Origin of the sequence: Lutimaribacter marinistellae (assembly GCF_042648365.1) — a bacterium.
In the GTDB taxonomy this organism is placed as follows: domain Bacteria; phylum Pseudomonadota; class Alphaproteobacteria; order Rhodobacterales; family Rhodobacteraceae; genus Lutimaribacter_A; species Lutimaribacter_A marinistellae.
Genome location: NZ_JBHRXI010000010.1, coordinates 194,601 through 209,191, shown reverse-complemented (window position 1 = coordinate 209,191; position 14,591 = coordinate 194,601). Strand labels below are relative to the sequence as shown.

Below are 14,591 nucleotides of genomic sequence, written 5' to 3'. Positions count from 1 at the left end.
CTTATTTGACGATGGTCTCATCCTTGACGAACATGTTCGCCCAGGCGCGATCGATCAAGTCCGGCGTCATCTGGTAGGGGATTCCCTCGAACTCGCAAATCGCGATCATCTGGTCGATGAGGAAGATCGGCTGGTAATTGGCATAGACGTTCTCGATCGTGGGGTATTTGCGCTTGAGCAGGTGCACGAGCGAGGGTTCGTCGAGCGGTATGCCCTTTTTCCGGGCGACAAGCGCAAAGATCTTGAGGAAGTTTTCCTGGCTGGGTCCGTCGATCTTGATCTTGAAGAAGATCCGGCGCAGCGCGGCCTGGTCGAAGATCTCGTTCGGGTGAAAGTTGGTCGAGAAGATCACCAGCGTGTCAAAAGGAACCTCGAATTTTTCACCCGATTGCAGGCCGAGGATGTCCTTGCCTTCTTCGAGCGGGACGATCCAGCGGTTGATGATCGCCTGCGGCGGTTCCGCCTGACGGCCCAAGTCGTCGATGATAAAGATGCCGCCGGTCGATTTCAGCTGTAACGGGGCCTGGTAGGTGCGCGCCGTGGGGTTGTAGACGAGGTCCAGCATGTCGAGCGACAGCTCGCCCCCGGTGATGACGGTGGGGCGCTCGCACATGACGTATCGACTGTCAAAGCGGCGGCGGCGGCGCAATTGCGTCGGATCGTCGGGTTCCTGTTCGACAGCGTTGTGAACGATCGGGTCATAGACGGTGATGACCTGTCCCGAATACTCGATGGCGCGCGGGACATAGACATTGTCGCCCAAGGCATCCCTGATACCGTTGGAGATTGATGACTTGCCGTTGCCCGGCGGACCATACATGAGAATGGAGCGGCCTGCGCTGACGGCGGGACCGAGATGGTCCAGCAGGCTGTCGGGCAGCACCAGATGACCCATCGCGCGGGTCAGCTGGTCGCGGGTGACCTGGATGTTGCGGATCGACTGGCGTTTGACCTGTTCGCGGTAGACATCCAGCGGTACGGGCATCGCTCCGAAATATTCGGACTGGCTGAGCGCGTCCATCGCGCGCGTCTTGCCCGCATCGGTCAGCTGGTAGCCCATCTCGTTGCCGGATGTCGCGCTGAGCGTGCCGGTCGCCTCGAGCAGTTTCTGGCTGCGGGCCATGTCGACCAGTTCCTGCGTGACCGGGATCGGCAGGCAGATCGCCTCGGACAGCTCGCTCACCAGTTCGATGTTCTTGCGAAAGATCGTCTTGAGCAGGATGTCCCGCATCATCACGATGGGGAGCCTCATCTCGGCCAGCCCTCGCGGGGCAGGCGGCGCCATGACGGCGGTCGTTTCCATGTTCATCGGGGGGACCCTGTCGCTGCCTCTGTCCTTGGTCCCGATAGTGATTGCCCATTGTGGCATCACAAGGGCGGGACCGGGGCAGTCACGCGCCGTAGAGCGCCCCGAGCCCGAGATAGATGGCCAATGTCCCGCCAAGGCTGAGACCCATCGGGAATTTCAAGCCCATTTCCCAGCTTTTCCAGCCCGGCGCCACGCGACGCAGCGCGGTGTATTTTGCAAGGCGGTGCGTCGTGAAAGCGGCGAGCAGGTTGGCTGCGAACACCATCACGAGGATACCGATATCGGGCAGGAAGACATAGGGCGCGGCGGCGGCGGCGAATTTCGCGTCGCCCGCGCCGATCGCGCCGGCGCCGTTCAGGACGATGCCCGCCACGAGCACGATGGCAAGCTGCGCGACCTGCCAGCCAAAGACCGGAAGCGGCAGGAAGAACGGCGCTATGAGCAGAAAGATCACGGCCAGCACGATCACCGATTGGTTGGTGATGCGCATCTCGCGCATGTCGGTGAACGCAACGTAGAAGCACAGCGGCAGTACGAAAGGCAGAAACCACAGGGCGAGCTGGGCGGGGATCGCCATCGTGTCAGCCCTCGTCAAGCGCGCGCAGGGCGCGCACGGCTTCCTCGAAATGTTGCGGATGCGTCGAGATCGCTTCGCGCAGGAGCGTCTTGCCGGTTTCGACATCGCCCTGCTTGACTGCCGACAGGCCAAGGGTCTGCAACAGTTGGGCGCGCTCGGTCTGATCCATCGGGATCACCGGCAGCGAGTAGTTGCGTTGCGCGCCACGCGCCAGCGCGAGGTTGTTCTTGGCGGTGAACAGGGCCGGATCCTGGCGGATGGCTTCGCCGAACAGGCGCTCGGCCTCGGCATAGTCGCCGCGGGTCAGCTTGGAATAGCCCCAGTTGTTCATCACGCCAGCCGGGCGCGTCGTCAGGCCGACGGCCGTTTCATAGAAGCTGTCGGCGCGGCGCCATTCCCGGTTGCTGTCGGCCACCATCGCCTCGAGCCGGTAGCGTTTGAAGGTCTCGTGGGTCGGCGGGATCTGGTTGAGCACGTCCTGCGCGGGCTTCCATTCGCCGTTGCGGATCAGCGCGTCGGCATAGTCGACCCGGTCATCATCGGTCGCCTCGTCCATCTTGACCACACGAGCCCAGGCCGCGGCGGCCTCGGTATTGCGTCGCGCGCGGGTAAGCGATTTGGCCAGCCCGCGTTGCATGTCGATCCTGCCGTCGTCCGACTGGAGCGATTTCTGGAAGTAGTCGACCGCCTCGTTCGGGTCGGCGACCGTAAGCATCACGTCGTTGAGGTTACTTTCATCGACGACATTGACGTCCTGGAACGCCCGTTCCACCGTCTCGTCGGCAGTTTCGGAACAACCCGACAAGATCAGCCCACCCGCCACGAGGGCGGGGATCAACTTGAGATGGCGCATTTTTGCGTCCTTTTACTGCTCTGCCCTCAGGGTGCAGTTTTCACGGGTTCCGGAGGATTACGAATTCGCCCTGCCCGCGCTGCACCAATTTGAAGTCTTGGTCTTTTCCGTCATTATTATCAGGATTTTCCGATTTTGCGAGCGCTAAGCGAAGATTGTCGCGTATTGAGTCACTTTGGCCATTGTCGAGCGCATAGGCCTTGCGAAAGACTTGCACGGCCTCGGGTAAGTCGCCCTTTTCCATAAGCAGAACACCAAGGTTGTTCCAGCCTTCGGGACGGTCGGGCGCCTCGGCCACGGCGCGGCGGAGGGGTGGTTCGGCCTGGCCCAGCCGGCCGAGACCCATGTTGGAGGTTCCGATCCCGATCAGCACTTCGGGGGTCATTCCCCGGTCGAGCGCGGCACGGGTGAAGGCGTCGAGCGCAAGCTCGTGTTCTCCTGCGGCCATCAGGCGGTTGCCGACCTCGACGCCATCGACCGCTTCGCCGCGCGGATCGATGCCGGGCGGGTAGGGACCCTGATCGAGATCGAAATCCTCTTGCGCAGAACACGCAACCATCGCCGACAATGCGGCGATGGTCAGGGTAAACTTGCAAATTCGCTTGGGGCTGCGCGCGCCCGGTAGTGTCATGCCGTCATTGGCCCATGCTGCCCAGGTCCATGATACCCTTGGCCGAAGGACCCACGAGGATGACCAGAAGGGGCGGAACCGTCAGCATCATAGTGGCAAGCGTCATCTTGGTTGGCAACTTGTTTGCCGCTTCCTCGGCGCGCATCACGCGCTTGTCTCGCATCTCGCCGGCATAGACGCGCAGCGCTTCGGCGATGGAAGTACCGAAACTGGCCGACTGGATCATCACCGTCACGAACGAGGACACGTCGGTCACCCCGCAACGTGTGCCCATGTCGCGCAGCACCTTGTCCTTGTCCTTGCCCGCCTTCATCTCGTAGGCGACCACCTCGAACTCGTCGGCGAGATCGGGGTAGGAGGCCCGCAACTCCTTGGCCACACGCACGATGGATTGATCGAGCGACTGGCCCGCCTCGACACAGACCAGCATCATGTCCAGCGCATCGGGGAAGCCGCGGGTGATGTTTTCCTTGCGGGTGTCCACGCGGCGGGTGATCCAGTATTTCGGCAGCATGTAGCCCACGCCGCCCGGACCCAGAACACGGATGAGCGTACCCTGGGTGTCGAATTGCTGGTCGGCGGCGATGATCGTCACGTAGACGACGCCGAGGACGAGACCGAAGATACCCAGCGCGAACTGCGCGAAATGAAAGAAGCGCACCGCGTCCTTTGACTGGTACCCGGCTTGCCGAAGCTTGAGCTGCATGGCCGATAATTCGTCGGCATCCTGCGGTTCGAGGAAGGTGGCGAATTTCTCGAGCTGTTCGTTCCGGCTGCGATGGCGCAGACGTTCCTTTTTGGTGGAGCTTTGCGCCTTGGGCGCCTGGTCACGCTTCAGCTTCTTCAGGGGATCTTCGGGCTGGTTGAGCATCATCGCGACAGTGACGAGGATCATCACCAGTCCCAGCACACCGACGGCGATGAGGGGGCCGAACTCTCCCAATTGATCGGTCAGAAGGTTGTTGATCTGAAGCAGGAAATCCATCGCGGGCTCCTTAGACCTTGATGTTGGTGAGGGCGCGCATGACGAAAAGGTTGGCCGTCAGCAGGATACCCACGAAGAAACAGGCGGGGATGAACAGTTCGTGGTCCAGAACGCCGTCGTAATAGCCGGGGTCGTTCACCAGGATCACGATTAGCGCAACCAGCGGGAAGGCCGACAGGAACTTGCCCGACCACTTGGCCTCGGCGGTGATCGCCTTGACGCGCCGGAACAGGCGGAAGCGGGCGCGGATCACCTTGGCAAGTCCGGCCAGAACCTCAGCGAGGTTGCCGCCCGATTGCTGCTGGATCGTCACCGCGACCGAGAGGAAGCGAAGGTCCTGCATGTCGAGCCTTTCGGCCATTTCCTTGAGCGCCTCGCCGACATCGCGTCCATAGGCGGATTCATCGGCGATGATGCCGAATTCGGTGGCGATGGGGTCTTCGCTTTCCTTGGCGACGATCTGGATGGCCGAGACGAAGGGGTGGCCCACGCGCAGGCTGCGCACCATCAGTTCCACCGCATCGGGCAACTGCTCTTCGAGCATCGCCATGCGTTTCTTGGCCTTGGAATTGACCCAGATATAGACGGCCCCGATGCCGATGGCCCCCGAGATGGCCGCACGCACGGGCACTTCGGTCTGGGTGCCGATGCTGAGGCCGACAAAGGCCACGCCCGAAAGCCCGGCCATGATCGTGATGAGCTGACGCGGTGAAAACGCGATCGCGGCCTTTTGCGCCTTGTCCGCCAGAAGCGAATAAAGCGGGATGGACTGCGATTTCATGTGCTGCTGCATTTCCTTGCGCAGCTGTTCCAGAACCTGTTCTCGCCCGGCGCCCTTGTCGAGCATCTCGAGCCGGCGGTTGACCCGGCTGTTGAGGCTGATCGACTTGCCGAAGGCGACAAGGTAGATCCCCTCGACCAGTACCAGCACCCCGACGAAGATCAAGCCGTAAATGACCGGTTCCATGCTCAGTTCCATGATCGGCCCTCCTTACATCCTGGTCGGTTCGTAGATCGAGGCCGGCAGGTCGTAGCCCCACATCCGGAAGCGTTCCGAATAGTGGCTGCGCACGCCGGTCGCGGTGAAATGCCCGATGATCTTGTTGTCGGGTGTCAGGCCAACGCGCTGGTAGCGGAAGATTTCCTGCATCGAGATGACGTCGCCTTCCATCCCTGTGATCTCGGTGATCGAGGTCATGCGGCGCGACCCGTCCTGAAGGCGGCTGGCCTGCACGATGAGGTTCACCGCCGACGAGATCTGCGAGCGGACGGCCTTGATCGGCATTTCGATCCCGGCCATGGCGATCATGTTTTCAAGTCGCGAAACCCCGTCACGGGCCGAGTTGGCGTGGATCGTGGTCATCGAGCCGTCATGGCCGGTGTTCATGGCCTGGAGCATGTCGATGACTTCCTCGCCGCGCGTCTCGCCCACGATGATGCGGTCCGGGCGCATCCGGAGGGCGTTTTTCAGACAGTCGCGGGGGGACACCTCGCCCTTGCCCTCGACGTTGGGCGGGCGGCTTTCCATCCGGCCCACATGGGTCTGTTGCAGCTGGAGTTCGGCGGTGTCCTCGATGGTGAGGATCCGTTCGGAGTTGTCGATGAAGCTCGACAGAGCGTTGAGCGTGGTGGTCTTGCCCGAGCCGGTACCGCCGGACACGATCACGTTCAGACGCGTCGCCACGGCAGCCTGCAGATAGGCAGCCATCTCTTCGGTGAAGGCGCCGAATTGCACCAGGTCGTCGATGCCCAGCTTGTCCTTTTTGAACTTCCGGATCGAAACGAGGCTGCCATCGACCGCGATGGGCGGAACCATCGCGTTGAAGCGCGAGCCATCCGCGAGGCGCGCGTCGACATAGGGGTTCGATTCGTCGACGCGGCGACCGACGGCGCTGACGATCTTGTCGATGATGCGCAGCAGGTGGCGCTCATCCTTGAAGGTGATGTCGGTCAGGGTGAGCTTGCCGCCGCGTTCAACGAAGATCTGCTGAGGTCCGTTGATCAGGATGTCGCTGACCGTGTCGTCCTTGAGCAGCGGCTCGAGTGGGCCGAGGCCGGTCACCTCGTCATAAAGCTCGGTGTTGAGCTGGCTGCGATCCTCGCGGTTGAGAACGATGCTTTTCTGTTCGAGGATCTCGCTGGCGATGGCGCTGATCTCGGCGCGCAACTCCTTTTCCTCGGCATGTTCCAGGGCGGCGAGGTTGAGGTTGTCGAGAAGTTCGCGGTGCAGCTCGATCTTGATCTCGCCAAGCCGTTCCTTGCGCTTGCGGTCGCGGTCCATCGGCGCGGCCTCGGCGGCGCGTTTGGGGCTGGGCTTGCGGATCACCGCGGGTTTTGCGGCAATGGGGGCGGCGCCCGCGGCCGGAGCCGCTTCGGATTTCGTGGGTTGGACCGGTTCGGCCTTGCCCTGTTTCTTGTATCTCGAGAACACGTTCTAACCCCTCACTGCCAGGTTCATGCCGCTTCGGCGTCGTTGCGACCAAGTTCGTGCAGCGAAACGGCAAGCTTAGCGATTTCGCGGCGCAGCGGGTTCTTGGGGGCCGAAGAGGCCAACGGCAGGCCGTGATCGGCACCTTGCGTGACGTGCTTGCCGCCATCGGGCAGTTGCAGGTCGATGGAAATCCCGAGGGATTCGCCCATCCGCTTGACGCGGCTCTTGCCTGACAGGTCGGTGAATTTCGGGGCGCGGTTCAGGGCGAACCGCAGCTTGTTGAAAGGAAGATCCTCGGATTGAAGCGCGCGCTTCATCCGCAGCGCATTCTGGGCCGAGCGCATGTCGAGTTCGATCATGGCAAAATAGACATGCGCCGCGTTCAGCACCGTCTCGGACCACTGGACGAGCGTCTTGGGCATGTCGACGATGACATAGTCGAAATGCGCGCGGGCCATCTCGATCACGCGCGTGATGTCCTCGGGCGTGATCATGTCGAGCGGGATCATGTCGGCGGGCGCGGTCAGAACCTGCAGCTTGTCCTCGAAGTTCAGAAGGGCTTGTCCAAAGACCTCTTCGTCCATCGATTCGGTTTCCGAAAGCATCTCGAACACCGCTTCGCGGCGCGGCAGGTCGAGATAGGTCGACACCGATCCGTATTGCAGGTCGAGATCGAGAACGCAGACACTGGGCGCGTCGCCCTGCAAGACCGCGAGTTCCCAAGCGAGGTTCACCGCCATCGTGGTCGAGCCGGTGCCGCCGGCAAGGCCATGCACGACGATCAGGGCGCCTTCGCGGGCGCTGCCGGCATTCAGCTGCGCGGTCTGGTGCGCGTTGGCGTGGGGCGGTGCCTCGGGTTCCTGAAGCCGTTCGATGGCTTCGTTCAGTTCGCCTTCGGGCAAGGGGTAGGGGACGAATTCATCCGCGCCCTTGCGCAGCAACTGGTGGAGCGACGCGGGCGTCACATCCTCGGCGATCAGGATCACCTTGATGCCGCGGCTCTTGGCCTGGGTGATGATCTCGCCCATCAGGACGAGGTTGTCCTCGTCATCGCCATCAAGCGCCAAGGCGATGAATTCCAGGGTCTCCGCCTCGGGCTGTCCGAAAAAGGCCAACGCCTCGGCAAAACCGAGATCGCCCCAGGCTTCGCCCATCGCGGTTTCCATGTCTTCGATCAGCAGATCGAAATTCTGGACATCCCTGCTGACCGTGCAGGCCAGGATCGGGGCTGCGTCAGGTTGTGGCATCGTGCTGCTCATTGCCTTCATCCTCGTTGCAGGGCGGGATGGCAGCGAGCTTTCGATCTCGGCCTGTCTCCGCCAGGTCGCGGCCCTGTTTCATGGCCGCACGTCACCTATCGAAGCCAATGTCGCGATCAAGTTGGGCGACATTTGGGCCGAAAAGAACCAATTGTAGGGAAACAGGCGACGATGCCGTCGCTTAAAGCTTATTGTTCGGAGCCGCCCAAGGTGCTTTCGAGCGAAAGGGCGCTGGGGGGAACGGCGCTTTCGACATATTCGCGATAGATCACCTGGGCGTATTTTCCGTCGAGGGTGGAGCGATATTTGTCAGAAAAACCAGATACTTCAGTAACGGTCCGGCGGTTACGGCGTTCCCGATCCGAGGTCTGGATCAGAGGTTGCGTTTCGCCAAAGGAGACCAGCGCTTCGAGCCGTGACCGATCGATACCGCGCGCGGCGAAAAAGTTAACGACGGCCTGCGCCCGGCGCTTGCCGAGGGACTTGTTGTAGGCCGGCGAACCGACGAGATCGGTATGTCCGTACACGCGGAACCGTACCTCGGGGAATTGCCGAATCCAGTTTGCCTGCTGCGTCAGGATCTGCTGCGCTGTCGCGTCGATCTGGGCGCTGTTGAAGGCGAAATTGACCTGGCTGGGCACCTCGCGGGCGAAACGCTCGCCGAGGATCTCGGCATAGCCGCGCTCGCCGTTCATCATCTGCACGTTGTTGAGCGTGGCGTTGCCGAATGTGCCGTTGTCGACCTCGAACCCGGCGGGGCGGTTGCAGCCGCTCAGGACGAGCCCGGCGCATGCCATGATGATCCAGTTCCGCATGGGGCGCATCCCTTCGCTCATTCCATCACATAGCCGTAAGAGCCGCTGAAGTCCTGTCGGGCGACTTCGGAGGCCGCGCCGGCACCCTGACGTTGGGTCTGGGCAACCTTGCCGAAGAGAAACAGGTCCTTTTCACTGGGCGGTGTCACCCGATCGGTGGGCAGGGCCAGCGCCTCGCCCCGTGTCGGGGTTACCAGGTGCGCCGTCACGATGATCACAAGTTCGGTCTGGCTGCGCTGGAAGTTGGCGCTGCGGAAGAGCGCGCCCAGAACGGGCACATCGCCCAGCCAAGGAAGCTGTTGGTTGTTGTCGAGGAACTCGTCCTCGATCAGGCCCGCGATGGCAAAGCTTTCGCCGTCGCGAAGTTCGATCGTGGTCGAAGTCTCGCGGCGCTGGAAGGCGCTGATCTCGAAACCATTGATGACAACGCTGTTGTTTGCGTCGAGGGCGGACACCGCGGCGACCATTTCGAGGTTGATCAGGTCCTCGTCCACCACGCGTGGAACGAACTTCATTTCCACGCCGAAGGGTTTGTACTCGACCGAGAAAATGCCGTCCTGCTGGGCCACGGGGATCGGGTATTCGCCACCGGCAAGGAAGCTTGCCTCCTGCCCGGACAGGGCCGACAGGTTCGGCTCTGCCAGGGTGCGTACGACCCCCTTGCGCTCCAGGGCTTCGAGCAGCAGGCGCACCTGTGTCGAGCCGGCGCTGAAGCCGAAGAGAAGGGCGCCTGCGTTCTCGTTGGCCACCGGAATGTTGCCATTGATCGCGCCGGTCAGGTTCGGGTTGTTGTTGAGCGTGTTGAGGCCGCCGACGACATTGCCGCCGCTGACGCCAAGCGAGGCGCTCAGGGATTTCGATACCGAGCGCTGCATCTCTGCAAAGCGGACCTTGAGCATGACTTGCTGCACACCGCCGACACTCATCAGGTTGGAAACGCGCTCGGGTGCGTATCTCTCTGCCAGGTCGAGCGCGCGTTGCAGTTTTTGCGAGCTCGAAACCGTGCCCGACAGAACAATGCCGTCATTCGCGGTGCGCACCTCGATCCGCTCGCCCGGCAGGATCTGGCGCAGGCGCTCCTTGAACTCGGTCACATCGGCGGTAACGCGGACGTTGACATTGGTAATCAAGCGTCCTGTCGCATCCAGCAATGTCAGGGTGGTGAGGCCCGGCGATTTGCCGAGCACGTATATCGTGCGGTCAGACAACGAAGAGATGTCGGCGATCCCGGCATTCGCGATGCTGAGTTCGGCGAAGGGAACGTCGCTTTCGACCACGACGGCACGGTTCATGGGAACGTCGAGCGTTTCGGCGGTGCCCTTCTTGACCACGCGCAGCACTTCGGCGCGGAGGGTGATGTCACCGACCGGCGTCCATGCGAGAGCAAGCCCGAGAAGGGCGAGCCTGATGCCACTGCGAATTTTCATGTGACCTGCCTTCTCCGATCACGCCTCTGTGCCGGGTCTTTTTGCCCGATATTTGGATCACTGTGCGCGAGTTCCCAATTCAATTCAAGAATCAATGGTTTCTTGATCATTTTTGATGTGGACAATCGGCAACAACGCGAAAAGGACCGCGGGGTTGCGGTCCTTTTCTCTCTTGACCTTTGCGCCGGTCAATTCGTGCAGGGGATCGGAATGTCGACCACCTCGGCACCGCGCCGGGTGCGGATCGTGCAGACCTTTTCCTCGATTTCCTGTGGGGCGATCTGGATCTCTCCCAGTCCCAGCAATTTCCGCTGATCTACCTCTACCGCCGCAGCGATCGTGTCATCCTCGGCGCCGACCAGGGCCAGCGACAGGCGACCGGTGTTCTGCGCCTGGGCGAGGGCCGCCACCTGTTCGGGGCGCGCCGCGACGGTGACGGTACGCGCGATGGTGGCCCCGGTCACGTCTCCGCCGGCGATCTGGTCGACCGCGACAAGCTGGATGCTGGTTTCGATCAGGCGGGTCACCTCGCCGCGCGCGCCTTCTACTGCTGCGCCCATGCTGCCCGTCCAGTAGACATCTACGCGGTCGCCCGGTCGCAGGAAGCCGGACACGCCCGATGCCACGTCGACCCGGATCGCGAAGGCGCGCATGCCACGATCGAGCTGCGAGGTCAGGCCGGCATCTTCGCCCGGTTTGGTCACTTTCATCGCCATGATGGCTTCGTCCGTTTCCATTGCACGAAGGATGAATCGGCTGTCCTCGGGATCATCGGAGAAGAGCGTCGAGGCGTCGGTAAAGGCGCCTTCGGGCACGGCTTCTTCGGGCCAGCGGACAGCGCGAACATCCTCTGCCGTGAGGCGCTCGCCATAGCGCAAGGGGCGCGTGGCGACGAATACTTCGACCGTTGGTACGATCTGGGCCCGCGCGCTGCGTTCACGCGCGAGTTCGGCCTGGTAGGCCTCGATGTAATTGCGGGCCATCATGACGGCACCGCCCGCCAGGGCGATCCCAACAATCAGGACCAGTCCAAAGACAGCTCGCATGATGTTTCCCCTCTTTCCTGTTCGACACGGCCCGGCAATTCGGGCCGTGTCAGACAGGGTATCTGTCTATTGTGTCCAAATCAGGGACAGACCGCGCCGGTTTGATGTTGCAGCTCGATTGGAAATCGAAGTGACCGCGTGTGGCGGTTCTTGTTCAACACCGGGACGCGGGTCAGTCCGTGACTTCCTTGGTTTCCAGGTAGTTGGACACGCCACTGGCGACGTTGCCGGTCGGACCGCTGAGGGCATCCCATGCGATTCCGGCCAAACCCACGACCGCAGCAGTCAAAACCACCCAGTCCACCGTTACTGCTCCGCCCTCGTCGGCAACGAACCGTTTGCTACGTTCTTTCATGTTGCCACCTTTCGATTGAGGGTTACTAGACACTTGGGGCCACGCCTTGCAGTCAAGACGTGGCCCCTCGCAATCGTTTCGGCTAAGCCGCGGTCAACCTATTAGGTGCCGCCGTTCGGGTTCTTGCCTTCGATGAAGGTCTGCGTGGTGCCGGACAGAGCCGACGTACCGGAGCTGATCGAGTTGTAGCCAGCTGCGCCCAGGGCAACGACTGCTGCGGTCAGAACGACCCAGTCAACGGTCACGGCGCCATTTTCGTCTTTGCGGAAGTTTTTGATGAATTTCAGCATTGTATGTCCCTCCTAAGGATCCGATTGAGTTTGTTCCAACCTCGCCGTCCGTGTCGAACCGTGTCTCTCTCTTGGTCCGTGTCCGTCGTGGTATGGTTGTATGTTTGCCGGTCCCGCGTGGCAGGATTTGGGCCGAAACACGGATTTTGTCGCCCGATTTTAACTTTCCGAGAAGGTTTTGCTTAAGTGGCTGTTTTGTATAGAAAAGAATCCGAATTTTTTTTCTTGCCAACGTGAGAGACGATGCAGGAAGGCCGCAAATATGGCGAAACTGCCCAAATCTGCCCGATTTTTCTGGCCTTGAACGCCCCCTGTGGTCACCTTTGGGAAAAAGACTTGAGGCGAGCAAATGATCTTCAGACATGCGGCGGGTCCGGCCCGTTCTCTTGCATGGGTTGTGTTCTGCGCTGTGGTGTCGGGCGGAGCCGGTCATGCCAGCGACGCGCAGTTCAAGCGCGTTCAGGCCCCGAAATCGGGCGAACGGCCCAGGATCGACGTCCAGATCAGTGAAGAAGAGCACGCAGCCCAACCCTATGCCGGGCAGGACCGTCCGCAAGAGGTAGCGATGCGGGTGCCTGTGCCGCAACCGCAGCCCGGACCGGAGGCACCGCGTAAGGGGCGGTACGCGTGGTTCTGGGACAAGGTTTCACCCGGTCTCGAGAGCATCGGACCAGCCCGCGCCGAAACCGCCTTGGCCGCCGTGGAAACAGGCGGTGTCGCGGCACCGCGTCTTCAGGCGTTGCAGGAGATAGCGCGGAGCCAGGGCATTCCGATTCTAAAGGCGACGATCGGAACGCGTGTTTCACCGGCGCTGGCCCTTGCCGTCATCGCGGTGGAATCCGGCGGACGGGTCGATGCGGAAAGCGGGGCAGGGGCGCAGGGGCTTATGCAGCTGATGCCGGATACTGCCGCACGGTTCGGCGTCAGCGACAGTTTCTCGCCCGAGGAAAACATCGTCGGCGGGGTGAAATACCTGGACTGGCTGATGGGAGAGTTCGGAAATGACCCGATTCTGGCTTTGGCCGGCTACAATGCGGGCGAAGGATCGGTGCGCAAACACGCCGGGGTGCCGCCATTCGTGGAAACCCGCGATTACGTGCCAAAGGTGCTTGCGGCCTTTCGGGTGGCGCGCGGCCTGTGCAAGACACCGCCCGAGCTGATCACGGATGGGTGCGTCTTTCACGTGATGAACTAGGGGCCGGACGCGCACAAGCGGCCGGCCCCCGTTCGCATCAGTTGACGATGGTCGCCTCGGTCGCGGCGCGCAGCTCTTCCTCGCTGACGCCATCGGCCAGTTCGACGATCTTGAGTCCGCCCTCGACGACATCCAGCACACCAAGGTTGGTGATGATCCGGTCAACGACGCCCTTGCCGGTCAGCGGCAGGGTGCATTCCTTGAGCAGTTTCGACTCGCCGGCCTTGTTGGTGTGATCCATGACCACAACCACACGGCCTACACCGGCCACCAGGTCCATCGCGCCGCCCATGCCCTTGACCAGCTTGCCCGGGATCATCCAGTTCGCGAGATCGCCGTTCTCGGCCACTTCCATCGCGCCGAGGATCGCCGCCGCGATCTTGCCGCCACGGATCATCGCGAACGACGTCGCGCTGTCGAAATAGGACGTACGGTTCAGCTCGGTGATGGTCTGCTTGCCCGCGTTGATCAGGTCGGGGTCTTCCTCGCCTTCGAACGGGAAGGGACCCATGCCCAGCATCCCGTTCTCGGATTGCAGGGTGATGTCCTTGTCGCCCACGTAGTTCGCCACCAGCGTCGGAATGCCGATGCCGAGGTTCACATACATGCCGTCTTCGAGCTCTTCCGCCGCGCGGGCGGCCATCTGGTTGCGATCCCAAGGCATCAGGCTTCCTCCCTCTTGCGTACGGTGCGCTGTTCGATGCGTTTCTCGTGATCGCCCTTGATGATGCGATGCACGTAGATGCCGGGCAGGTGGATCATGTCGGGATCCAGCTCGCCGCGAGGCACGATTTCCTCGACCTCGGCCACGCAGATCTTGCCGCAGGTGGCCGCCGGCACGTTGAAGTTCCGGGCCGTCTTGCGGAACACGAGGTTGCCGGTGTCGTCGGCTTTCCACGCCTTGACGATGGAGAGATCGGCAAAGATGCCTTCCTCCATGATATAGGTCTCGCCGTTGAAGTCCTTGTGCTCCTTGCCCTCGGCGATGACGGTGCCCACACCGGTCTTGGTGTAGAAACCCGGGATGCCCGCGCCGCCGGCGCGCATGCGTTCTGCCAAGGTGCCTTGCGGGTTGAACTCCAGCTCGAGTTCGCCGGACAGGTACTGGCGCATGAACTCGGCATTCTCGCCCACATAGGAGCTCATCATCTTCTTGACCTGCTTAGTCTGCAGCAGGATGCCGATACCGAAATCGTCGACGCCTGCGTTGTTCGAAGCAAAGGTCAGGTCCTTGACGCCGGATTCCTTGATCGCCTGCAATAGCAGTTCGGGAATGCCGCAGAGGCCGAAGCCGCCCGACGCGATCAGCATGCCGTCGCGGAGCACTCCGTCGAGCGCTTCGGCGGCATTGGCGTATACTTTCTTCATGGAAACTCCCCCAATGACTTGGTGACGGTCGGGTTGTGCCGCCACGTCAC

At 61.8% G+C, this 14,591-nt stretch carries 17 protein-coding genes; 2 read left to right on the top strand and 15 right to left on the bottom strand.

Annotated features, from left to right (window positions below; genetic code table 11):
• Nucleotide 1: 1 nt before the first annotated feature.
• The 8 genes from ACFORG_RS09860 to ACFORG_RS09825 form a co-directional block, all read right to left on the bottom strand.
• The gene (locus ACFORG_RS09860; RefSeq protein WP_386735256.1) at nt 2–1,309 is read right to left on the bottom strand and encodes an ATPase; all 1,308 of its coding nucleotides are present in this window, start codon (nt 1,307–1,309) and stop codon (nt 2–4) included.
• Between the two features lie 82 nt (nt 1,310–1,391).
• A complete protein-coding gene (locus tag ACFORG_RS09855) occupies nt 1,392–1,886 on the bottom strand; it encodes a prepilin peptidase (RefSeq protein WP_386735255.1) in 495 nt (164 codons plus the stop codon).
• 4 nt (nt 1,887–1,890) lie between these two features.
• On the bottom strand, nt 1,891–2,739 hold the full coding sequence (locus tag ACFORG_RS09850) for a tetratricopeptide repeat protein (protein ID WP_386735254.1): 849 nt from the start codon (nt 2,737–2,739) through the stop codon (nt 1,891–1,893).
• Nucleotides 2,740–2,779: 40 nt separating this feature from the next.
• Entirely contained in the window at nt 2,780–3,370 is a 591-nt protein-coding gene (locus ACFORG_RS09845) for a tetratricopeptide repeat protein (protein ID WP_386735253.1), read from the bottom strand.
• A 4-nt stretch (nt 3,371–3,374) separates the two neighbouring features.
• Nucleotides 3,375–4,355: a type II secretion system F family protein gene (locus tag ACFORG_RS09840; RefSeq protein ID WP_386735252.1), complete on the bottom strand. Its 981-nt coding sequence runs from the start codon at nt 4,353–4,355 to the stop codon at nt 3,375–3,377.
• A 10-nt stretch (nt 4,356–4,365) separates the two neighbouring features.
• Nucleotides 4,366–5,334, bottom strand: coding sequence for a type II secretion system F family protein (locus ACFORG_RS09835; RefSeq protein WP_386735251.1), 969 nt, complete (start codon nt 5,332–5,334; stop codon nt 4,366–4,368).
• Nucleotides 5,335–5,346: 12 nt separating this feature from the next.
• Nucleotides 5,347–6,786 carry a CpaF family protein gene (locus ACFORG_RS09830; RefSeq protein ID WP_386735250.1) on the bottom strand — a complete coding sequence of 480 codons (1,440 nt, stop codon included), beginning with the start codon at nt 6,784–6,786 and terminating at the stop codon, nt 5,347–5,349.
• Nucleotides 6,787–6,809: 23 nt separating this feature from the next.
• Nucleotides 6,810–8,045 (bottom strand): AAA family ATPase, encoded by a 1,236-nt coding sequence (locus ACFORG_RS09825; protein ID WP_386735249.1) that lies wholly within the window; start codon nt 8,043–8,045, stop codon nt 6,810–6,812.
• Here ACFORG_RS09825 and ACFORG_RS09820 point away from each other — a divergent pair.
• Entirely contained in the window at nt 8,035–8,202 is a 168-nt protein-coding gene (locus ACFORG_RS09820) for a hypothetical protein (protein ID WP_386735248.1), read from the top strand. The two genes, ACFORG_RS09825 and ACFORG_RS09820, sit on opposite strands and share 11 nt — an antisense overlap.
• A 31-nt stretch (nt 8,203–8,233) precedes the next feature.
• Here ACFORG_RS09820 and ACFORG_RS09815 read toward each other — a convergent pair whose 3' ends face one another.
• From ACFORG_RS09815 to ACFORG_RS09795, 5 genes are all read right to left on the bottom strand, one after another.
• Nucleotides 8,234–8,860, bottom strand: a complete 627-nt coding sequence (locus ACFORG_RS09815; protein WP_386735247.1) for an OmpA family protein — start codon at nt 8,858–8,860, stop codon at nt 8,234–8,236.
• Between the two features lie 17 nt (nt 8,861–8,877).
• On the bottom strand, nt 8,878–10,287 hold the full coding sequence (locus tag ACFORG_RS09810) for a type II and III secretion system protein family protein (RefSeq protein ID WP_386735246.1): 1,410 nt from the start codon (nt 10,285–10,287) through the stop codon (nt 8,878–8,880).
• Between the two features lie 188 nt (nt 10,288–10,475).
• Entirely contained in the window at nt 10,476–11,333 is an 858-nt protein-coding gene (gene cpaB, locus ACFORG_RS09805; protein ID WP_386735245.1) for a Flp pilus assembly protein CpaB, read from the bottom strand.
• A 172-nt stretch (nt 11,334–11,505) separates the two neighbouring features.
• The gene (locus ACFORG_RS09800) at nt 11,506–11,688 is read right to left on the bottom strand and encodes a hypothetical protein (protein ID WP_386735244.1); all 183 of its coding nucleotides are present in this window, start codon (nt 11,686–11,688) and stop codon (nt 11,506–11,508) included.
• 101 nt (nt 11,689–11,789) lie between these two features.
• Nucleotides 11,790–11,978: a hypothetical protein gene (locus ACFORG_RS09795; RefSeq protein WP_386735243.1), complete on the bottom strand. Its 189-nt coding sequence runs from the start codon at nt 11,976–11,978 to the stop codon at nt 11,790–11,792.
• Nucleotides 11,979–12,327: 349 nt separating this feature from the next.
• Between ACFORG_RS09795 and ACFORG_RS09790 the strand changes: the two genes are divergently transcribed.
• A complete protein-coding gene (locus ACFORG_RS09790) occupies nt 12,328–13,173 on the top strand; it encodes a lytic transglycosylase domain-containing protein (RefSeq protein WP_386735241.1) in 846 nt (281 codons plus the stop codon).
• Nucleotides 13,174–13,210: 37 nt separating this feature from the next.
• Here ACFORG_RS09790 and ACFORG_RS09785 read toward each other — a convergent pair whose 3' ends face one another.
• A complete protein-coding gene (locus ACFORG_RS09785) occupies nt 13,211–13,837 on the bottom strand; it encodes a 3-oxoacid CoA-transferase subunit B (protein ID WP_386735240.1) in 627 nt (208 codons plus the stop codon).
• Complete coding sequence (locus ACFORG_RS09780) at nt 13,837–14,541, bottom strand: CoA transferase subunit A (protein ID WP_386735239.1); 705 nt, start codon at nt 14,539–14,541, stop codon at nt 13,837–13,839. Before ACFORG_RS09780 ends, ACFORG_RS09785 begins: the two co-directional genes overlap by 1 nt.
• Nucleotides 14,542–14,591 lie beyond the last annotated feature (50 nt).